Source organism: Ciceribacter sp. L1K22 (assembly GCF_017599385.1).
Taxonomy (GTDB): Bacteria; Pseudomonadota; Alphaproteobacteria; order Rhizobiales; family Rhizobiaceae; genus Allorhizobium.
On record NZ_JAGFPK010000001.1, the window covers coordinates 2,337,489 to 2,353,081 of the forward strand.

The window sequence follows — 15,593 nt, forward strand, 5'->3', positions numbered from 1 at the left end:
TCCGAACAACACGAGAGGAAAACCCATGTCCGTCGCCCACGATCCGCTGTCCCTTCTGCTGGCCGAAAAGGGCGTGCTGCTCGCCGATGGCGCCACCGGCACCAATCTCTTCGCCCAGGGCCTTCAGGCTGGCGAGGCGCCGGAGCTGTGGAACGAGGATGAGCCGGAAAAGATCGTCAAGCTGCACCAGGACTTCGTCGATGCGGGTGCCGATATCATCCTCACCAATTCCTTCGGCGGCACGCGTCACCGCCTCAAGCTGCACAACGCCCAGTACCGGGTGTTCGAGCTGAACCGCAAGGCTGCGCAAATCGCCCGCTCGGTTGCCGACAAGGCCGGCCGCAAGGTCATCGTCGCCGGTTCCGTTGGTCCGACCGGCGAACTTCTGATTCCCCTCGGCGCCTTGAGCTACGAAGATGCGGTCGCAGCCTTCGCCGAGCAGATGGAGGGCCTCAAGGCCGGCGGCGCTGATGTCGCCTGGATCGAGACCATGTCGTCTCCGGAAGAAATTCGCGCCGCCGCCGAGGCCGCCGTCAGGGTCGGCATGCCCTACACCTATACCGGCTCGTTCGATACCGCCGGCAAGACGATGATGGGCCTTGAGCCGAAGGACATCCACGGCGTTGCCAAGGATGTCGGCGAAGGCCCCCTCGCCGTCGGCGCCAATTGCGGCGTCGGCGCCTCCGACATTCTGGCAAGCTTGCTCGACATGACGGATGCCGACCCCTCGGCCACCGTCATCGTCAAGGGCAATTGCGGTATCCCCGAATATCGCGGCGCCGAAATCTACTATTCCGGCACGCCGCCGCTGATGGCCGACTATGCCCGCCTTGCCCGCGATGCCGGCGCGAAAATCATCGGCGGCTGCTGCGGCACGTCCTGCGGCCATCTTGCGGCAATGCGTGAGGCGCTCGACAGCTATACGCCCGGCCCGCGACCGACCATCGAGACCATCGTCGACCGCATCGGCCCGCTGCGCAACAAGACCGCAAGCGAATCCACGGCCGCGGGCGCGGGACGCGAGCGCCGCGGCCGTCGGCGCGACTGATCGGTTTCGAAGGACCGGCTATCCACAGGCCGTCCGTTGCTCGCGCGACGGACGGTTTTCTTTTGGACGCCAACGGTTCTAATGGAGTGACAACGACGATTCGAACATCACCGGAGGAGCCGATGTCCGCCGCTCAGATCCCCTTTCCCGACCGTGAGACTGTCGCCGACAAGTTGTCTGCGCTCGAAGGCGATGGCGATGCCTTCCTCAAGCTCATCTTCGAAAATCCGGCCCAGGACGACAACCTGCTTGAAGGCCTGCTCTTCTACCTGAACCGCCAGTCCGAAGCGCGCTTCCTCAATTCGCTGAAGCTCGGACGCTGCGGCGAATGGCTTGGCTACAACGCTCCCTCCCGGCTTCAGATCCGCCTCTCGGAGGTGGCACGCTCCAGCCAGCACCCGGCCTTCGCGGCCTTCCGGGATGGTCTCACCCGCTCGGGCGGTCTTGAACGCGCCTACCCCAAATCCTCGGTCTGACCTCTCCTAGTCCGGCAACCGTTTGACGACCGCGATGATCGGTCCCATCGGAAACCACCGGTCGTGCCGGCCGATGTCCGGCGCATAGAGGCTGGATATGCTGCCGTCGAGATAAAGCGCGTTGGCGCAGCCGAGCGTATCGCGGAAGAAGACGGCGAAGTCGTAGAATCGCACAGGTCTCTCCGAAATGACGAACCGGACCTTCCCCTGCCTGTCGATACCGACGCCATTGCGGATTTTTAGGCTGTCGCTGTCAGGCAGGAATCGCGGATGGATTTGTCCGTCGATCACCAGCATCGGACCTGATTGCGTCGCATAGTCCGGTTTAAAGCTGGAGGCGAGATAGGCACCTGTCTCTTGCACCACCGCCCTACCACCTCCGACTGCGAAGACACCGTTCGGCAGCAGATGGAAATTCCCGTATCCGCTGCCTGTTACTGCCGCCTTGCGTTCGATGCCATACTCGACGAACAGGCCAATCGGTGAAAGATCGTCGTGGTACATCCCGCCATTGGTCGCGAAGCTGACGACGTGACGGTCAAGCCAGAATGCCTGGACCAGCGCGAGGAAACTCCGATACGGCTCGCCGTTCGGGCGCCGGTTGACGATTCGGATATCGTCGATTTCCGAATCGAAATCGCAGACGATGTAGGCATTGCCGCCCGCCTCCTCCCTTTCGCACTCTTCCGAACGCGCTCCCGTCGCGCCGGAAATCAGCCCGAAGAGCAGCACCACGATAAAAACCCCCGTCCAATTCCGGGGGCTTCGCCGTTGCGTCACCACATATCTTAACAAGACGACCACCCCTTTTACCGGTCGTTAACCATAATGGCCAAACCTGTTAATACGACAGCATGCCTGACCGGCTGTCCGTCCTGAGCGATGAAGTGGCTCGATCCAATTTTCAAGGAAATCGATATGCCCATCATGACCTTTGCCAATACCAAGGGCGGCGCCGGCAAGACCACGGCCGTCTTCGTTCTCGCCAGCGAGCTCGTCCGTCGCGGCACCCGCGTCACCATACTCGATGCCGATCCGCGCGGCTGGATCAGCCGCTGGCATGCACTTGCCGCCTGTGGTGGTCTGCTGCAGGTCGTTGCCGTTGACGAACACTCCATCGAAGACGCCGCGGCCAAGGCCCGCAAGCGCGGAGGCTATACGCTGATCGACCTGCCGTCGAGCCACGACGCCCTGCTTGCCAAGGCCGTGGGCCTCGCCGACCACGTGATGATCCCCGTCCAGGGCTGTGCGATGGATGCCGTCGGTGGCGCCCAGGTTCTCGAACTGCTCGGCGAACTCGAGCGCCAGTGCGACATTCGCATACCGCATTCGGTCGTTCTCACCCGCGTCAACATCGCCGTCACCACCCGCGCCCTGCAGGCCGCCAAGGATTTCCTCGCCGGCCGCAACATCCACACCCTGTCGACGCCGATCGCCGAGCGCGCCGCCTACCGTGATGTCTTTGGCAAGGGCGGCCTGCTGCAGGCGCTCAACGGCGAGGAAGTCAGCAATCTCGACCGCGCCCTCGAAAACGCGGCCCAGCTCGCCAACGAAGTCCTGGCGCTGGTGCCCTCGCGCGCGGCCCGCACCGCCGCCCGCAAGATCGCCGATGCCAAGCCCGCGAAGCCGATGAGGAAGGCCGCCTGACCGCCTGATCATACCGCCGGAAGCGTCAGAGCCCGCATGTGAAAGCGGATCTGGCCTTCCGGGTAGCGATGTTCCTCACCGACCGGGCAGGCATTCCGAGCGAGACATCCCGACATCATGCAACCTGCCTGCCCAGTGGGCGTCGCCAGATGCGACCGGCATGCCGCCACGTCGAAGCTATCCATCCGGATAGCAGCGACCGGGCAGGATGTGAGGCAAGGCTTGTCGGGACAGTGATCGCAGGGATGCCTCTCTACCCGCCCCGACGCCGCTAACGCCATGGAAAACCCGAGTGCGCCCCGGTATCCGTGCCACAGGCCGAACTCGGGGTGGATCAGAATCCCGAGCGGCGAGGCTTTCAGGCCTTCAGCATGCATCGCCCATTGCTGGAAAGGTTGATACGGCGGATCGGACGGATAGTAGGCGGTGGCGCCGAACCGTTCCGCAGCCTCGCCGATTACCTGCTTCGACCAGGTGTCCAGCGGATGCTCCACCGCTCTCACGTGCTGCCGGTGCCAATCGTCGAAAGCCTCCCAGAACGAACCGCCCGCGTTTCCGACCAGCACGACGCTCGCAGCATGCCTCCCGTCGCGCAACAACGGGCCGTCGCCCTCCCCGAAAACGGCAACGCCCCGCACGAACAGGCCGTTCGGGCGGAGCGCCGATTTGATGTCGTCGAGGAGACCGGACCGCGCGTTCATCGCGGTCCTTCATACTTGTAATGCGGCCTCCACACTTCCTCCTGGATCATGTCGGCCACTTGTCGTGCTCCGCCTTGCTCCCTGGCTTCGGGATGCTTTCAAGTGAAAGCGTCGGGCATCGATCCCTTGCGCTCGGCGATATAGGCCAGAAGCGCCTCGTCCTGCGCCGGATCGAGCGCCGGTGCCTCGTAGGAGTCGAGCCACGAGCGGCAAAGCGCGTTGGCGCGTTCCTCGATCCGCTTGCGGCCTTCCACTTCCCACTGCTCGAAGGAATTGTTGTCGGCGAGCGCCGAGCGGTAGAACGCCGTCTGGAAGTTCGCCTGTGTGTGCGCGCAACCGAGATAATGAGCGCCCGGACCAACCTCGCGGATCGCGTCCATCGCCTGCCCGCCTTCCGACAGGTCGACGCCGGCTGCCATCTTCTGCATCATGCCGAGCTGGTCCTGGTCGATCATGAACTTCTCGTAGCAGGCCGAAAGCCCGCCTTCGAGCCAGCCCGCGGCATGCAGCACGAAGTTCGTGCCGGCCAGCAGCGTCATGTTCAGCGTATTGGCGCTCTCGTGAGCGGCCTGCGCGTCCGGAACCTTGGAGGCGCAGAGCGAGCCGCCGGTACGGAACGGAATGCCGAGGCGACGCGCCAATTGTGCCGCACCATAGGACACCAGGGCCGGCTCCGGCGTGCCGAAGGTCGGCGCACCCGACTGCATGGAAATCGAGGCTGCGAATGTGCCGAACAGGACAGGCGCACCCGGCCGGATGAGCTGGGTGAACGAGGCACCCGCCAGCACTTCAGCCAGAATCTGCGTCAGCGTGCCGGCAACCGTGACCGGGCTCATCGCGCCGGATAGGATGAACGGCGAGATCACGCACGCTTGGTTGTGCTTGGCGTAGACCTTCAAAGCACCCAGCATCGTCTCGTCGAACACCATAGGCGAGTTCGCGTTGATGAGGTTCAGCATCACGCAGTTGTTTTCGACGAAGTCATCGCCGAACACGAGCTTGGCCATCGCCACCGAATCCTCGGCGCGTTCGGGTGCGGTCACCGACCCCATGAACGGCTTGTCCGAATATTTGAGGTGCGTGTAGATCATGTCGAGGTGACGCTTGTTCACCGGCACGTCGACGGGCTCGCAGACCGTGCCGCCGGACGAATGCACCGACGGTGCCATGTAGGCGAGCTTCACGAAATTGCGGAAGTCCTCGATCGTCGCGTAGCGGCGGTTGCCGTCTAGGTCGCGGACAAAGGGAGGACCGTAGACAGGGGCGAAGACCGTTGCCTTGCCGCCGATCTGCACGCTGCGCTCCGGATTGCGCGCATGCCAGGTAAACTGCGATGGCGCGGTCTGCAGGATCTCCCGGCACAGACCTTTCGGAAAATGCACGCGCTGGCCGCGGACATCCGCGCCGGCCTTCTTCCAGATCTCCAGCGCCTCGGCGTCGTCGCGGAACTCGATGCCGATTTCTTCGAGCACCGTGTCGGCATTGCGCTCGATGATCGACAGGCCCTCTTCGTCGAGGACCTCGTATTCCGCGATTTTGCGGGTGATATAGGGCATGGACGGACCGGCGCCGCCGCCGCTGCGCGAGGCCCTGCGGGCTGCTGCTCCCCTGCCCTCGCCGCGGGCGCGACGGCCGCCGGCGTTTGAATCTTGAGTCATGTCGTCCATGGTGCTCCTCACTCTCGCGCCGCTGGGCGCTTTCGAATTTGCTCTTATGCTATTCGAATTGAGATGTGAAACATTCCTTATTGCGCCAACGAATACCACCGGACAGACATCGACTATCCTGTTTGGTCGCTTTTTTCCGTCAGGGACGTCGCATTCGAAATGAGTTTTTTATCCTATTGAGGTTTAACTGCTCCTCGGGCAGTCTTTTATCGACTCCAATCGCTTAACGGTCATCCAGCAGGAACATCAGGCCATGTCAGACGATGAAATCATTCTCTCGGAACTCTCCGACGAAGAACTCGTGCAGCAGATGCACGACGATCTTTACGACGGCCTGAAGGAAGAGATCGAGGAAGCGACGCAAATCCTTCTCGATCGCGGCTGGGCGCCGTATGACGTCCTGACCCAGGCTCTGGTCGAAGGCATGCGCATCGTCGGCGTCGACTTTCGCGACGGCATTCTCTTCGTGCCGGAAGTGCTTCTCTCCGCCAACGCCATGAAGGCCGGCATGACGATCCTGCGCCCGCTGCTCGCCGCAACCGGCGCGCCGAAACAAGGCAAGATGGTCATCGGCACCGTCAAGGGTGACATCCACGACATCGGCAAGAACCTCGTCGGCATGATGATGGAAGGCGCCGGTTTCGACGTCATCGACCTCGGCATCAACAATCCGGTCGAGAACTATCTGGAAGCGATCGAGCGTGAAAAGCCGGATATCGTCGGCATGTCCGCTCTGCTCACCACCACCATGCCTTACATGAAGGTCGTCATCGACACGATGAAGGAAAAAGGCATTCGCGACGATTACGTCGTTCTTGTCGGCGGCGCACCACTGAACGAGGAATTCGGCAAGGCCGTCGGAGCCGACGCCTATTGCCGCGATGCTGCCATTGCCGTTGAAACGGCGAAGGAATTCATCGCCCGCAAGCACAACCAGATGGGCGGTCGCGCCTTATAAGAAAAAGCGGCCTCAGTGTTCTGAGGCCGCCATCATATTTGCCGTGGATGCGCCGGACTGACCGGAACCGATCGCCCAGAGACTGCTCGCCAGACCTCCGACGACGACGAATAGCATGTAGTATGCCGATATGCGTGCGACGGTTCCGAGCGTCATGGCGTTTACTCCTGTTTGCTTGCGCTTAGTAGGAAGCGGCGTTGTCGACTCGCTGTCCGGCGTCCTGCGTTGCATCGACGGCATTTGCGGTATCCTGGCCCATGCCGCGAATGGTGTTGCCGCAGCCGGCGAGCAGTGCGACCGACGCGAACAGCGATGCGGCGACGGCGAGACGGGTGGTGCTTTTCTTCATGACATGGGCTCCCTATCTGGTTTGACATGAACGAGATTTCGCAGACAGAACGCACGGTGACGGAAAAGGTTCGCGTGATTGCGTGTGGTGCCATTGCCCGCGAGGTTCTGGCCGTGAAGGAAGCGAACGGGCTGGCCCACATCGAACTCGAGTGTCTGCCGGCGATCTGGCACGTCTACCCGGAAAGAATTGCGCCTGCGCTCCGTACGAAAATTGCCGAGGCCCGTGCCGACGGCGTGGACAGGATTTTCATTGGCTATGCCGAATGCGGCACCCAGGGCGAGATCGACAAAATCTGCCTCGAAGAAGGCATCGAGCGCATCGGTGGACCGCACTGCTACGCCTTCTTCACCGGCACGGAGAAATTCCTCGCCGAGTGCGAGGACGAGTTCACGGCCTTCTACCTGACCGACCTCATCACCCGGCAGTTCGAGGCCTTCGTTATCGAGCCGCTGAAGCTCGACAGGCACCCCGAACTTCGCGACATGGTGTTCGGCAATTACACGAAGATCGTCTACCTGGCGCAGACGGAAGATCCTGCACTGCAGGAAAAGGCGAAATGGGCAGCGGACTACCTGAAGCTCGACTACGAATACCGTTTCACCGGCTACGGCGATCTCGAGCGCGAACTCGTTGCCGCCTCGCGCCCGCGCCCTGCGGCCTGAACGTCGTCCCGGTCAGTTCACCGCATTGACCACGCTGCGACCCGCATCCTGCGTGGCATCGACCGCGTTGCCAAGGTCCCGCCCGACGCCGCGAATGGTATTGCCGCAGCCACTCAGGCTGATAGCGACCGTGAGAACGATGAAAACCCGTGCAAGAGTGCCGTACACCATGTCGTGACCTCCGTTCGAGGAAAAGCGCGGCTGACTGACATGCGCCCGTCACAAAATCAAGCCATGCCTTCAAGCTATGGATTTTACGCTTCCTTTAGCATGGCGTGAAATTCAGCACGCGCGCGCGGCCTCCCTTAAGGACGCCGAAATCGATGATCGCCATCATCGGGAGACGTCGACAAGAACAATATGGGGGGAGCCATGACCGACGGAGCACATGCCATCAATGGTTCGTATGCCGAAACCGCCGAGCGTCATCATCCGGAACACCTGTCGGTGGTCCTGAAGCGTCTGGCCGCGACCGGCAGCGACAAGATCAGCGTCCGTGATATCGCGATCGCTTTGCAGGATCGCTCCTTCGGCGCCTTTCTTCTCGTCTTCGCCCTTCCCAATCTCGTGCCGCTGCCGCCCGGCGCCACGCTGATCATCGGTCTGCCACTCGTTTTCGTGGCGTGGCAGATGCTTGCCTCGCCCCATGGGCGCGTCGTCCTGCCGAAGCGTATCGGCGACTACCGAATCGACCGCCAGACCTTCGAGCTCATCGTCCGTCGCCTTGGACCTTGGCTGCAATGGGCGGAAAACTGGGTCAGGCCGCGCTTCTGGTTCCTCGAGTCGCGGTCGGCCGAACGTCTGCTCGGCATCTATGCGCTGATCCTTGCCGTGGTCGTCGTCCTGCCCATCCCGCTCGGCAACTGGCCGCCGGCCTTTGCTCTCGCGATTATCGGCTTTGCGCATTCCGAGCGCGATGGCCTTGGAGTTCTGGCGGGTTGCGTGATAGGTCTTGCCACGATTGCGCTTGCGGGCTTCGTGGTCTTCACGGCCGGAGCACTGCTGAACCTGGTTTTCTGAGGGGCTTGATGGTCGAAGCTGGGCTAGTCGACGTTCGTGCCGCGGCACGACGGGTCGTCGTCATGACGGATGGCGGACAGAATTCCCGCCTTGTGGTCTGCGCGCTGGCGTCCCATTTCCCCGACATCCATGTCATCGTCGAGACGCCGGAAGCCAAGGGCGAAATCCTGAGGCGACGCGCCCGCGCCAGGGGATGGCTCGACGCATCGGGCCAGCTTGCGACGATGGCGCTGGCCAAGCTTCTCCGATTTGCCTCGCGCGACCGGGTCCAGCGCATCATCCAGTCAACCGGCCTGCGCGCCGAGTTTCCGCCGAACGTGGCAATCATCAAGGTTCCCGATGTCAACAGCGATGCCTGCCTCGACAGCCTGCGCGACCTGACGCCGGCCGTCATCCTCCTCGTCAGCACGCGGCTCCTGAAACCCGCGACGCTTGCGGCCATCCGCTGCCCGATCGTCAACCTGCATGCCGGCATCAACCCCGCCTACCGCGGCCAGATGGGCGGCTACTGGTCGCTTGCCCTGGGCGACCGGGGGAATTTCGGCGCGACGATCCATCTGGTCGATGCCGGCACGGACACCGGCGCGACGCTAGCGGAAGTCCGCACCGTCCCGACCGACCGCGACAACATCTCCACCTACCCCCTTCTGCTGACCGCGGTCGCGCTCCCCGCGTTGACCCAAACCCTCGGATCGATCCTTAAGGGCACGGCCCGCACGATTCCGAGCGAAGGCGTCTCCGCGCTGCGCTTCCCGCCGCCGATTTGGCTGTGGATTTGGTACGCCGTGACACGCCGCGTCTGGTAAATTCCCGCCGCGTCGTTTTTTGTTGTTCGCGACGTCGTCTAAAGCGCAGTCCATCGGTCGTGGGCGGTGCATTCTCGCGCTAGCAGGAGGAATTTCATGGCCGACAGGATCATCGTCTACTGGCGCGACATCCCCGCCCAGGTCATCGTCAAGAAGGGCCGCACCTCGGCCAAGCGTGAGCTCTCGCTGCGCTTCACCGAAGCGATCGACATGTGCGCCATGCGCTCCGGCGCCGCCGAGACGGATGAGTACCTCGCCGAATGGCGCAAGGCCGATCCGGTTTCGGTCAGCGACGACCTTGAAGCCGAGGCCGACAAGGCAGCCGCCGAAATCGAGGCGGCCTACGACAAGGAACGCCTCGTGAAGCTCGTCCACGCTGGAGGTCGCGACGCGGCCTGACCGCGCCAGCCTGCCCACGCCATCACACAGATTGACCGGCGCCCGGAGACAGACCTCCACGCCACGACGGAGACCCAGAAGATCATGACCCGCACCATCGTCGCATCCGCCACCCGCGAAATCATCATCGGTTTCGACCAGCCCTTCTGCGTGATCGGCGAGCGCATCAACCCGACCGGCCGCAAGAAGCTTGCCGCCGAGATGATCGAGGGCAATTTCGACACCGTCATCAAGGACGCCCTCGAGCAGGTCGCCGCCGGCGCCACCATGCTCGACATCAATGCCGGCGTCACCGCCGTCAACCCGAACGAGACCGAGCCGCCGCTGCTCGTCAAGACGCTGGAAATCGTCCAGGGCCTCGTCGACATCCCGCTGGCGATCGACTCCTCCGTGACCGCCGCCATCGAGGCCGGCCTCAAGGTCGCCAAGGGCCGCCCGCTGATCAACTCCGTCACCGGCGAGGAAGAAAAGCTCGAAGCCATCCTGCCGCTCTGCAAGAAGTATGACGTTCCGGTCGTCGCGATCTCCAACGACGAGACCGGCATCAGCCAGGACCCGGACGTCCGCTTCGCCGTCGCCAAGAAGATCGTCGAGCGCGCCGCCGACTACGGCATCAAGCCGCACGACATCGTCGTCGACCCGCTGGTCATGCCGATCGGCGCCGTCGGCTCGGCTGGTCTGCAGGTGTTCGCGCTCGTGCGGCGTCTCCGCGAGGAGCTGAAGGTCAACACCACCTGCGGCCTCTCCAACATCTCCTTCGGCCTTCCGCACCGCCATGGCATCAATGCCGGCTTCATCCCGATGGTCATCGGCGCCGGTATGACCTCGGCGATCATGAACCCCTGCCGCCCGGCCGAGATGGAAGCCGTGCGCGCCGCCAACGTTCTGAACGGCACCGACGAGAACTGCTACAACTGGATCAAGACCTACCGCGACTACAAGCCGGCCGAAGGCGGCCATGCCGCGGCACCCGCCCCTGCCGCGGCCTCCGCCGGCGGCGGCCGCCGCGGCGGCCGAGCGGCTCGCGTGGGCGGTGGTGCAGCAACCGAATGATGACCATCCCAGGCATCATCTGACAACACGATCACCCGCAGGCTCGGCCTTCGGGTGATCTTTCGTTCTCGGCAATCGGGAACGGCCAATTTCAACAATCTGGATCGCGTTCCTTGAAGACGCCGGAAAGATCGACATGACCGAAACTGCCTCGCAAGACCACCTCGTCCTCTTCATGCCCTCCGGCAAGCGCGGCCGGTTCCCGACCGGCACCACCGTGCTCGAAGCCGCCCGCTCGCTCGGCGTCTATGTCGAAAGCGTCTGCGGCGGCCGCGCCACCTGCGGGCGCTGTCAGATCGAGGTGCAGGAAGGCAATTTCGCCAAGCACCAGATCGTCTCCGCCAACGACCACATCTCCCCGGTCGGCCCGAAGGAAAGGCGCTACGCGGAAGTCCGCACCATCCCCGAGGGACGCCGCCTCTCCTGTTCGGCCCAGATCCTCGGCGACCTCGTCGTCGATGTGCCGCAGGACACCGTCGTCAACGCCCAGGTGATCCGCAAGGCCGCCACCGACCGCACCTTCGACCGCAACCCGGCGATCCAGCTCTGCTATGTCGAGGTCGACGAACCCGACATGCACAAGCCGCTCGGCGATCTCGACCGCCTGAACGTCATGCTGGAGAAGGACTGGGGCTGGCAGAACATCCTCGTCGCCCAGCACCTTCTGCCCGACGTGCAGAAGATCCTGCGCAAGGGCAACTGGGGCGTGACCGCCGCCATTCACCGTGACCTCGAGGGCTCGCGCCCGAACCTGATCGCGCTCTGGCCGGGCCTGCACAACGAGGCCTATGGCATCGCCTGCGACATCGGCTCGACGACGATCGCCATGCACCTCGTTTCGCTGCTCTCCGGCCGCGTGATCGCCTCCTCCGGCGCCTCCAACCCGCAGATCCGCTTCGGCGAGGATCTGATGAGCCGCGTCTCCTACGTCATGATGAACCCTGATGGACGCGAAGCCATGACCAAGGCCGTGCGTCAGGCGATCAACGAGCTGACGGTCAAGGTCTGCACGGAGGCTGGCGTCGATCCGAACAACATCCTCGACGCCGTCTTCGTCGCCAACCCGATCATGCACCACCTTTTCCTCGGCATAGACCCGACCGAACTCGGCCAGGCGCCCTTCGCGCTCGCCGTGTCCGGCGCCGTGCACACCTGGTCGCGCGAGATCGATCTTGCGATCAACCATGGCGCCCGCGTCTACTGCCTGCCCTGCATCGCCGGCCATGTCGGCGCCGATGCCGCCGGCGCGACGCTGTCCGAGGGACCGCATCGCCAGGACCGCATGATGCTGCTCGTCGACGTCGGCACCAATGCCGAGATCGTGCTCGGCAACAGGGACCGCACCGTCGCCGCCTCCTCGCCCACCGGCCCCGCCTTCGAGGGCGCTGAAATCTCCTGCGGCCAGCGCGCCGCCCCCGGCGCCATCGAACGCGTCCGCATCGATGCCGAAACGCTCGAACCCCGCTTCAAGGTCATCGGCGTCGAGCAGTGGTCCGACGAAGACGGCTTCGCCGAAGCCGCCGAAAAGGTCGGCATAACAGGCATCTGCGGCTCGGCGATCATCGAGGTCGTGGCGGAAATGTATCTCTCCGGCGTCATCTCCGCCGACGGCGTGGTCGACGGATCGATGGCCGCGAAAAGCCACCGCATCCTCGAAAACGGCCGCACCTTCTCCTACCTCCTGCACGACGGCGCCCAGAAGATCACCGTCACCCAGAACGACGTCCGCGCCATCCAGCTCGCCAAGGCAGCGCTTTATGCCGGCATCAAGCTCCTGATGGAAAAGCTGGGCGTCGAAACTGTCGACACCATCCGCTTCGCCGGCGCTTTCGGCTCCTTCATCGATCCGAAATACGCCATGGTCCTCGGCCTCATCCCGGATTGCGACCTCGCCGAAGTGAAAGCCGTCGGCAACGCCGCCGGCACCGGCGCGATGATGGCCCTCCTCAACCGCGATTACCGCCGCGAGATCGAGGACACGGTCAAGCGCATCGAAAAGATCGAGACCGCGCTGGAACCTCACTTCCAGCAACTCTTCATCGACGCCATGGCGCTCCCGAACAAGGTCGATCCGTTCCCGAAGCTTTCAAGCGTTGTGACGCTGCCGGAGCGGAAGATCTTGGCGGAGGGTGATGGTGAGGGTGGTGGTCGCAGGCGGCGGCGGTCGAGGGAGTAGGAGTTGATGTGAGGTTGTTATGAAAGCAGCCTTGCACTTTCATGTAGGCCATTCAGATCAGTTCCACCGTGCACCGAAAGCGGATAATGGGCAGTGATTAAGCTGAAGTGGTGGTTTTGGACCTAATCGCCATGCTACCCCTCGTAGTGCCGGTTTCTGCCGACCCGCAGATCGCCGGCGCCCTTGGCGCGATTTAACCTTACTCGCTCAACTTTCTCGACATACTAGCGTTGATTGCTATGGTTGCCTCTGACGTTTCGGAGGGGACCATGATCAGTATTCGCTTTTTACTGGCATCGGCCTTGCTCGCTTCCGCTATCACACCGGCGCATGCACATGGCGGGGGTTGCCGTAAGAGCTCGCCGCCTGGCCAGTGTTGCCACATGGAGAACAAAGCGGGACGTGTTCACTGCCATTAAACCAAAACTCACCGGACCTAATCCCTGGGACCAGCGGCCTCCGGGACAGCTTCAGCTATTCCGGAGGTTTAGCTCCTTCCGCGCTGCCTGTAGGTCAATCTTCGCGTTATATCCATGTTTCTGCAGTAGATGGAGAAGATGCGAGCCAGAAAATAGACTGATCGGCTTGCCCGAGGCGAACTGATGCGCGTCGGGCCCATAATCGGCGGTCGAAATCAGGATGCCTCTTGAAGCTCCTTCATGCTGCACTGTTCCGTAAAGATCCCGCACGGCCGATACCCCAACAGTTTTTGTATATCTCTTCGCCTGGATGACGATCTTCCCGCCAGTGATCGGATCCGGATCAAACGCTACGGCATCCACACCGCCGTCGCTGCTTGCCTGTGTTATCTTTACCTCGCCCCCTCTGGAGGCAAACTCCTTCTCGAACAGCTCACGGATCAGGTGCTCGAAGTCACCCCAGTCCATTGCGGCAATGTTGGTGGCGGTCTCGAGGCCTGCGATGACCTCCTTCGCATCGATAAAGCGCTTGTCTTGCTTGTTCATTTCCATGACAGGGGCGATCGGCGCCAGGGCCGCGAGAGACGAGGCTGACACTCCTTTCAAGCTCTTGAAGCATGCCTTCGGGTCCACTCTCCCGAGATCGATCTGCTCAAATTCTGCCTTCGTGACGAGAACGGACATGATGCAGCTACGGGTATCCTTGCCAGTGGCGCGATTCACGCTCGTCGAAAAACCGTTGAAAAGGATGCTCTCAAGGTTCCCGTGCTCATCGGCCTCGAAGAGCTCGTGGAGAGTGCGCAGGCAAATCTGGTAGCATGCCAAATCGAAGTTCGCTTTTTGCTCCCTTTCTGACAGATGCGTCTCTTTGATTTCTCCCGTCGAGGGCGTGAATTTCACCGACTTCAGCGTCGGCATTTTATCGAGAGATGGAAGCTCGTATTCAATCTGAAGCAGCTTGGCTGGAGTGGGCTGATAATCAAGTTCGTAGGATTTCTCGAAGAGCTCTCCATAGTCAGACGCATCGAGAACCAGACTAGCGTGCTCGATTACAGCTCTCGGGTCGCCCGCTTGAACGTCCCGAGCAAGCTGGTCGATCTTCGAATTGCCTGCATCTTGGGCGGCCACGAACTCATCGCGCTTCCGCTTGCAGTCGGCTTCATACTGTTCTTTTGCTTGGCGCCACTCGTCGACCTTGGCGTTGTGAAGAGCGATTGCCTCCTCCGTCTTCCGTTTCCAGTCCTCCTTGTCCGCTTCGTAGAGCGCGCGAGCCTGCGCCTGTTTCCTGGCGCGCCGGCCGAAAATGACATCCCAGAAGGAGATATGAGGATCAAAAAAGATCGGCTCGCCGATAGGTGTGCGAGAAGGTTGCGGCACGTTAAAAGACATGGGACCGGTGTAAGATGACTTGTCTTTCAACTTTTCCCAGTCAACCCGATCATTGCGGCTGAGGGTCCAGTCGAGGATCTTGCTGACAGCGAGCAACTTCGCGCTTGCTTCCGCTGTCATCGCATCGCAGGCTTCCTTGCTGGCGGCGAGCCGAGACTTACGATAATGCTCATCGGCAAGCCTGTCCCACCGGTCAAGCAGCTCTCCAACCTTAATCTGAAGAAGGTAAATCTCGGGAGCGCTGACCTGTTTGTGAAGGCCCAGTTCAGTCTGCCAAAAATCGATTGAATAGCGCAAGATGCGCTGACCATTGGCACTCCATTTTGCCTCGATCTTACCGACCTTCAATGCTTTGATATATCTGGAACTATAAGAAACCTGAACCATTGCATGTCCCCCCTGAAGTAGCAATTGGAGAGAAGCAAATCCTGGGTTGCGCGTCCAGTGGCTAACCAGTTTTTGTATTGAAGCGGCGCCTCCTTCCTTCGCCCCGCGCACCGGACTAAAATATCTCACCTTCAAATCCCCGAATCCGCAGAACGCCAGGTTCTGCCGCCGCAGCACCTTCACCCAGCCATTGCCGTAGACCCATTTCAGCACGAAGGTCGGCGTGTCCGAGGTGATCACCACCCGCGCCTTGCGCCTCGCCATCAGCGGCTTCGGCAGGGCCTTGCCCTCGATGTACGGGAAGGTGACCCCCGGCAGGAAGACGCAGTCGATCAGGCCTTACAGCCACGCCGGCGCAGCTGAGATGCTCCGCCCGTTCATCTCCCTCTGGGCCGCCAGCGCCAACGCGAAAGTCTACCCCCCGGGGCGCCAG

Annotated in this window: 17 protein-coding genes; 10 read left to right on the forward strand and 7 right to left on the reverse strand. The window is 62.2% G+C overall.

The window, feature by feature from the left end; all coding sequences use genetic code 11:
• Positions 1 to 25 precede the first annotated feature (25 nt).
• Together bmt and J5J09_RS11710 are read left to right on the forward strand one after the other, a co-directional pair.
• Complete coding sequence (gene bmt, locus J5J09_RS11705) at positions 26 to 1,048, forward strand: betaine--homocysteine S-methyltransferase (protein WP_208550777.1); 1,023 nt, start codon at positions 26 to 28, stop codon at positions 1,046 to 1,048.
• A gap of 122 nt (positions 1,049 to 1,170) precedes the next feature.
• Entirely contained in the window at positions 1,171 to 1,524 is a 354-nt protein-coding gene (locus tag J5J09_RS11710; protein WP_208550781.1) for a hypothetical protein, read from the forward strand.
• Between the two features lie 6 nt (positions 1,525 to 1,530).
• Here the strand turns inward: J5J09_RS11710 and J5J09_RS11715 are convergent, their stop codons facing one another.
• The gene (locus J5J09_RS11715; protein WP_348646445.1) at positions 1,531 to 2,259 is read right to left on the reverse strand and encodes a phosphodiester glycosidase family protein; all 729 of its coding nucleotides are present in this window, start codon (positions 2,257 to 2,259) and stop codon (positions 1,531 to 1,533) included.
• A 183-nt stretch (positions 2,260 to 2,442) separates the two neighbouring features.
• Between J5J09_RS11715 and J5J09_RS11720 the strand changes: the two genes are divergently transcribed.
• On the forward strand, positions 2,443 to 3,171 hold the full coding sequence (locus J5J09_RS11720) for a ParA family protein (protein ID WP_208550786.1): 729 nt from the start codon (positions 2,443 to 2,445) through the stop codon (positions 3,169 to 3,171).
• A gap of 8 nt (positions 3,172 to 3,179) precedes the next feature.
• Here J5J09_RS11720 and J5J09_RS11725 read toward each other — a convergent pair whose 3' ends face one another.
• Together J5J09_RS11725 and J5J09_RS11730 are read right to left on the reverse strand one after the other, a co-directional pair.
• Positions 3,180 to 3,872 carry a ferredoxin gene (locus J5J09_RS11725; protein WP_208550790.1) on the reverse strand — a complete coding sequence of 231 codons (693 nt, stop codon included), beginning with the start codon at positions 3,870 to 3,872 and terminating at the stop codon, positions 3,180 to 3,182.
• 98 nt (positions 3,873 to 3,970) lie between these two features.
• Positions 3,971 to 5,539 (reverse strand): trimethylamine methyltransferase family protein, encoded by a 1,569-nt coding sequence (locus J5J09_RS11730; RefSeq protein WP_208550792.1) that lies wholly within the window; start codon positions 5,537 to 5,539, stop codon positions 3,971 to 3,973.
• Positions 5,540 to 5,792: 253 nt separating this feature from the next.
• Between J5J09_RS11730 and J5J09_RS11735 the strand changes: the two genes are divergently transcribed.
• On the forward strand, positions 5,793 to 6,497 hold the full coding sequence (locus tag J5J09_RS11735) for a B12-binding domain-containing protein (protein WP_208550798.1): 705 nt from the start codon (positions 5,793 to 5,795) through the stop codon (positions 6,495 to 6,497).
• Positions 6,498 to 6,509: 12 nt separating this feature from the next.
• Here the strand turns inward: J5J09_RS11735 and J5J09_RS11740 are convergent, their stop codons facing one another.
• Both J5J09_RS11740 and J5J09_RS11745 read right to left on the reverse strand, forming a co-directional pair.
• Positions 6,510 to 6,653, reverse strand: a complete 144-nt coding sequence (locus J5J09_RS11740) for a hypothetical protein (RefSeq protein ID WP_208550805.1) — start codon at positions 6,651 to 6,653, stop codon at positions 6,510 to 6,512.
• Positions 6,654 to 6,678: 25 nt separating this feature from the next.
• Positions 6,679 to 6,846, reverse strand: a complete 168-nt coding sequence (locus tag J5J09_RS11745) for an entericidin (RefSeq protein WP_208550810.1) — start codon at positions 6,844 to 6,846, stop codon at positions 6,679 to 6,681.
• A gap of 26 nt (positions 6,847 to 6,872) precedes the next feature.
• Here J5J09_RS11745 and J5J09_RS11750 point away from each other — a divergent pair, with 26 nt between their 5' ends.
• Positions 6,873 to 7,511 carry a DUF1638 domain-containing protein gene (locus J5J09_RS11750; RefSeq protein WP_208550815.1) on the forward strand — a complete coding sequence of 213 codons (639 nt, stop codon included), beginning with the start codon at positions 6,873 to 6,875 and terminating at the stop codon, positions 7,509 to 7,511.
• A 12-nt stretch (positions 7,512 to 7,523) separates the two neighbouring features.
• Here the strand turns inward: J5J09_RS11750 and J5J09_RS11755 are convergent, their stop codons facing one another.
• Positions 7,524 to 7,682 (reverse strand): hypothetical protein, encoded by a 159-nt coding sequence (locus tag J5J09_RS11755; protein ID WP_208550828.1) that lies wholly within the window; start codon positions 7,680 to 7,682, stop codon positions 7,524 to 7,526.
• Positions 7,683 to 7,883: 201 nt separating this feature from the next.
• On the opposite strand from J5J09_RS11755, the gene J5J09_RS11760 reads away from it, so the two are divergent.
• From J5J09_RS11760 to J5J09_RS11780, 5 genes are all read left to right on the forward strand, one after another.
• Complete coding sequence (locus tag J5J09_RS11760; RefSeq protein ID WP_208550832.1) at positions 7,884 to 8,531, forward strand: exopolysaccharide biosynthesis protein; 648 nt, start codon at positions 7,884 to 7,886, stop codon at positions 8,529 to 8,531.
• Positions 8,532 to 8,539: 8 nt separating this feature from the next.
• Complete coding sequence (locus tag J5J09_RS11765) at positions 8,540 to 9,337, forward strand: formyl transferase (protein ID WP_246745827.1); 798 nt, start codon at positions 8,540 to 8,542, stop codon at positions 9,335 to 9,337.
• Between the two features lie 96 nt (positions 9,338 to 9,433).
• A complete protein-coding gene (locus J5J09_RS11770; RefSeq protein WP_208550836.1) occupies positions 9,434 to 9,736 on the forward strand; it encodes a virulence factor in 303 nt (100 codons plus the stop codon).
• Between the two features lie 84 nt (positions 9,737 to 9,820).
• A complete protein-coding gene (locus J5J09_RS11775; RefSeq protein WP_208550841.1) occupies positions 9,821 to 10,789 on the forward strand; it encodes a methyltetrahydrofolate cobalamin methyltransferase in 969 nt (322 codons plus the stop codon).
• 136 nt (positions 10,790 to 10,925) lie between these two features.
• Positions 10,926 to 12,965: an ASKHA domain-containing protein gene (locus J5J09_RS11780; protein ID WP_208550854.1), complete on the forward strand. Its 2,040-nt coding sequence runs from the start codon at positions 10,926 to 10,928 to the stop codon at positions 12,963 to 12,965.
• Between the two features lie 470 nt (positions 12,966 to 13,435).
• On the opposite strand, the gene J5J09_RS11785 is transcribed toward J5J09_RS11780, so the two are convergent.
• Positions 13,436 to 15,424 carry a restriction endonuclease gene (locus tag J5J09_RS11785; protein ID WP_348646446.1) on the reverse strand — a complete coding sequence of 663 codons (1,989 nt, stop codon included), beginning with the start codon at positions 15,422 to 15,424 and terminating at the stop codon, positions 13,436 to 13,438.
• Positions 15,425 to 15,593: the final 169 nt, after the last annotated feature.

Coding starts and splice junctions, on each gene's coding strand:
- bmt (WP_208550777.1), top strand. CDS start 26: ATGTCCGTCGCCCACGATCCGCTGTCCCTTCTGCTGGCCGAAAAGGGC.
- J5J09_RS11710 (WP_208550781.1), top strand. CDS start 1,171: ATGTCCGCCGCTCAGATCCCCTTTCCCGACCGTGAGACTGTCGCCGAC.
- J5J09_RS11720 (WP_208550786.1), top strand. CDS start 2,443: ATGCCCATCATGACCTTTGCCAATACCAAGGGCGGCGCCGGCAAGACC.
- J5J09_RS11725 (WP_208550790.1), bottom strand. CDS start 3,872: ATGAACGCGCGGTCCGGTCTCCTCGACGACATCAAATCGGCGCTCCGC.
- J5J09_RS11730 (WP_208550792.1), bottom strand. CDS start 5,539: ATGGACGACATGACTCAAGATTCAAACGCCGGCGGCCGTCGCGCCCGC.
- J5J09_RS11735 (WP_208550798.1), top strand. CDS start 5,793: ATGTCAGACGATGAAATCATTCTCTCGGAACTCTCCGACGAAGAACTC.
- J5J09_RS11740 (WP_208550805.1), bottom strand. CDS start 6,653: ATGACGCTCGGAACCGTCGCACGCATATCGGCATACTACATGCTATTC.
- J5J09_RS11745 (WP_208550810.1), bottom strand. CDS start 6,846: ATGAAGAAAAGCACCACCCGTCTCGCCGTCGCCGCATCGCTGTTCGCG.
- J5J09_RS11750 (WP_208550815.1), top strand. CDS start 6,873: ATGAACGAGATTTCGCAGACAGAACGCACGGTGACGGAAAAGGTTCGC.
- J5J09_RS11755 (WP_208550828.1), bottom strand. CDS start 7,682: ATGGTGTACGGCACTCTTGCACGGGTTTTCATCGTTCTCACGGTCGCT.
- J5J09_RS11760 (WP_208550832.1), top strand. CDS start 7,884: ATGACCGACGGAGCACATGCCATCAATGGTTCGTATGCCGAAACCGCC.
- J5J09_RS11765 (WP_246745827.1), top strand. CDS start 8,540: ATGGTCGAAGCTGGGCTAGTCGACGTTCGTGCCGCGGCACGACGGGTC.
- J5J09_RS11770 (WP_208550836.1), top strand. CDS start 9,434: ATGGCCGACAGGATCATCGTCTACTGGCGCGACATCCCCGCCCAGGTC.
- J5J09_RS11775 (WP_208550841.1), top strand. CDS start 9,821: ATGACCCGCACCATCGTCGCATCCGCCACCCGCGAAATCATCATCGGT.
- J5J09_RS11780 (WP_208550854.1), top strand. CDS start 10,926: ATGACCGAAACTGCCTCGCAAGACCACCTCGTCCTCTTCATGCCCTCC.
- J5J09_RS11785 (WP_348646446.1), bottom strand. CDS start 15,424: ATGGCGAGGCGCAAGGCGCGGGTGGTGATCACCTCGGACACGCCGACC.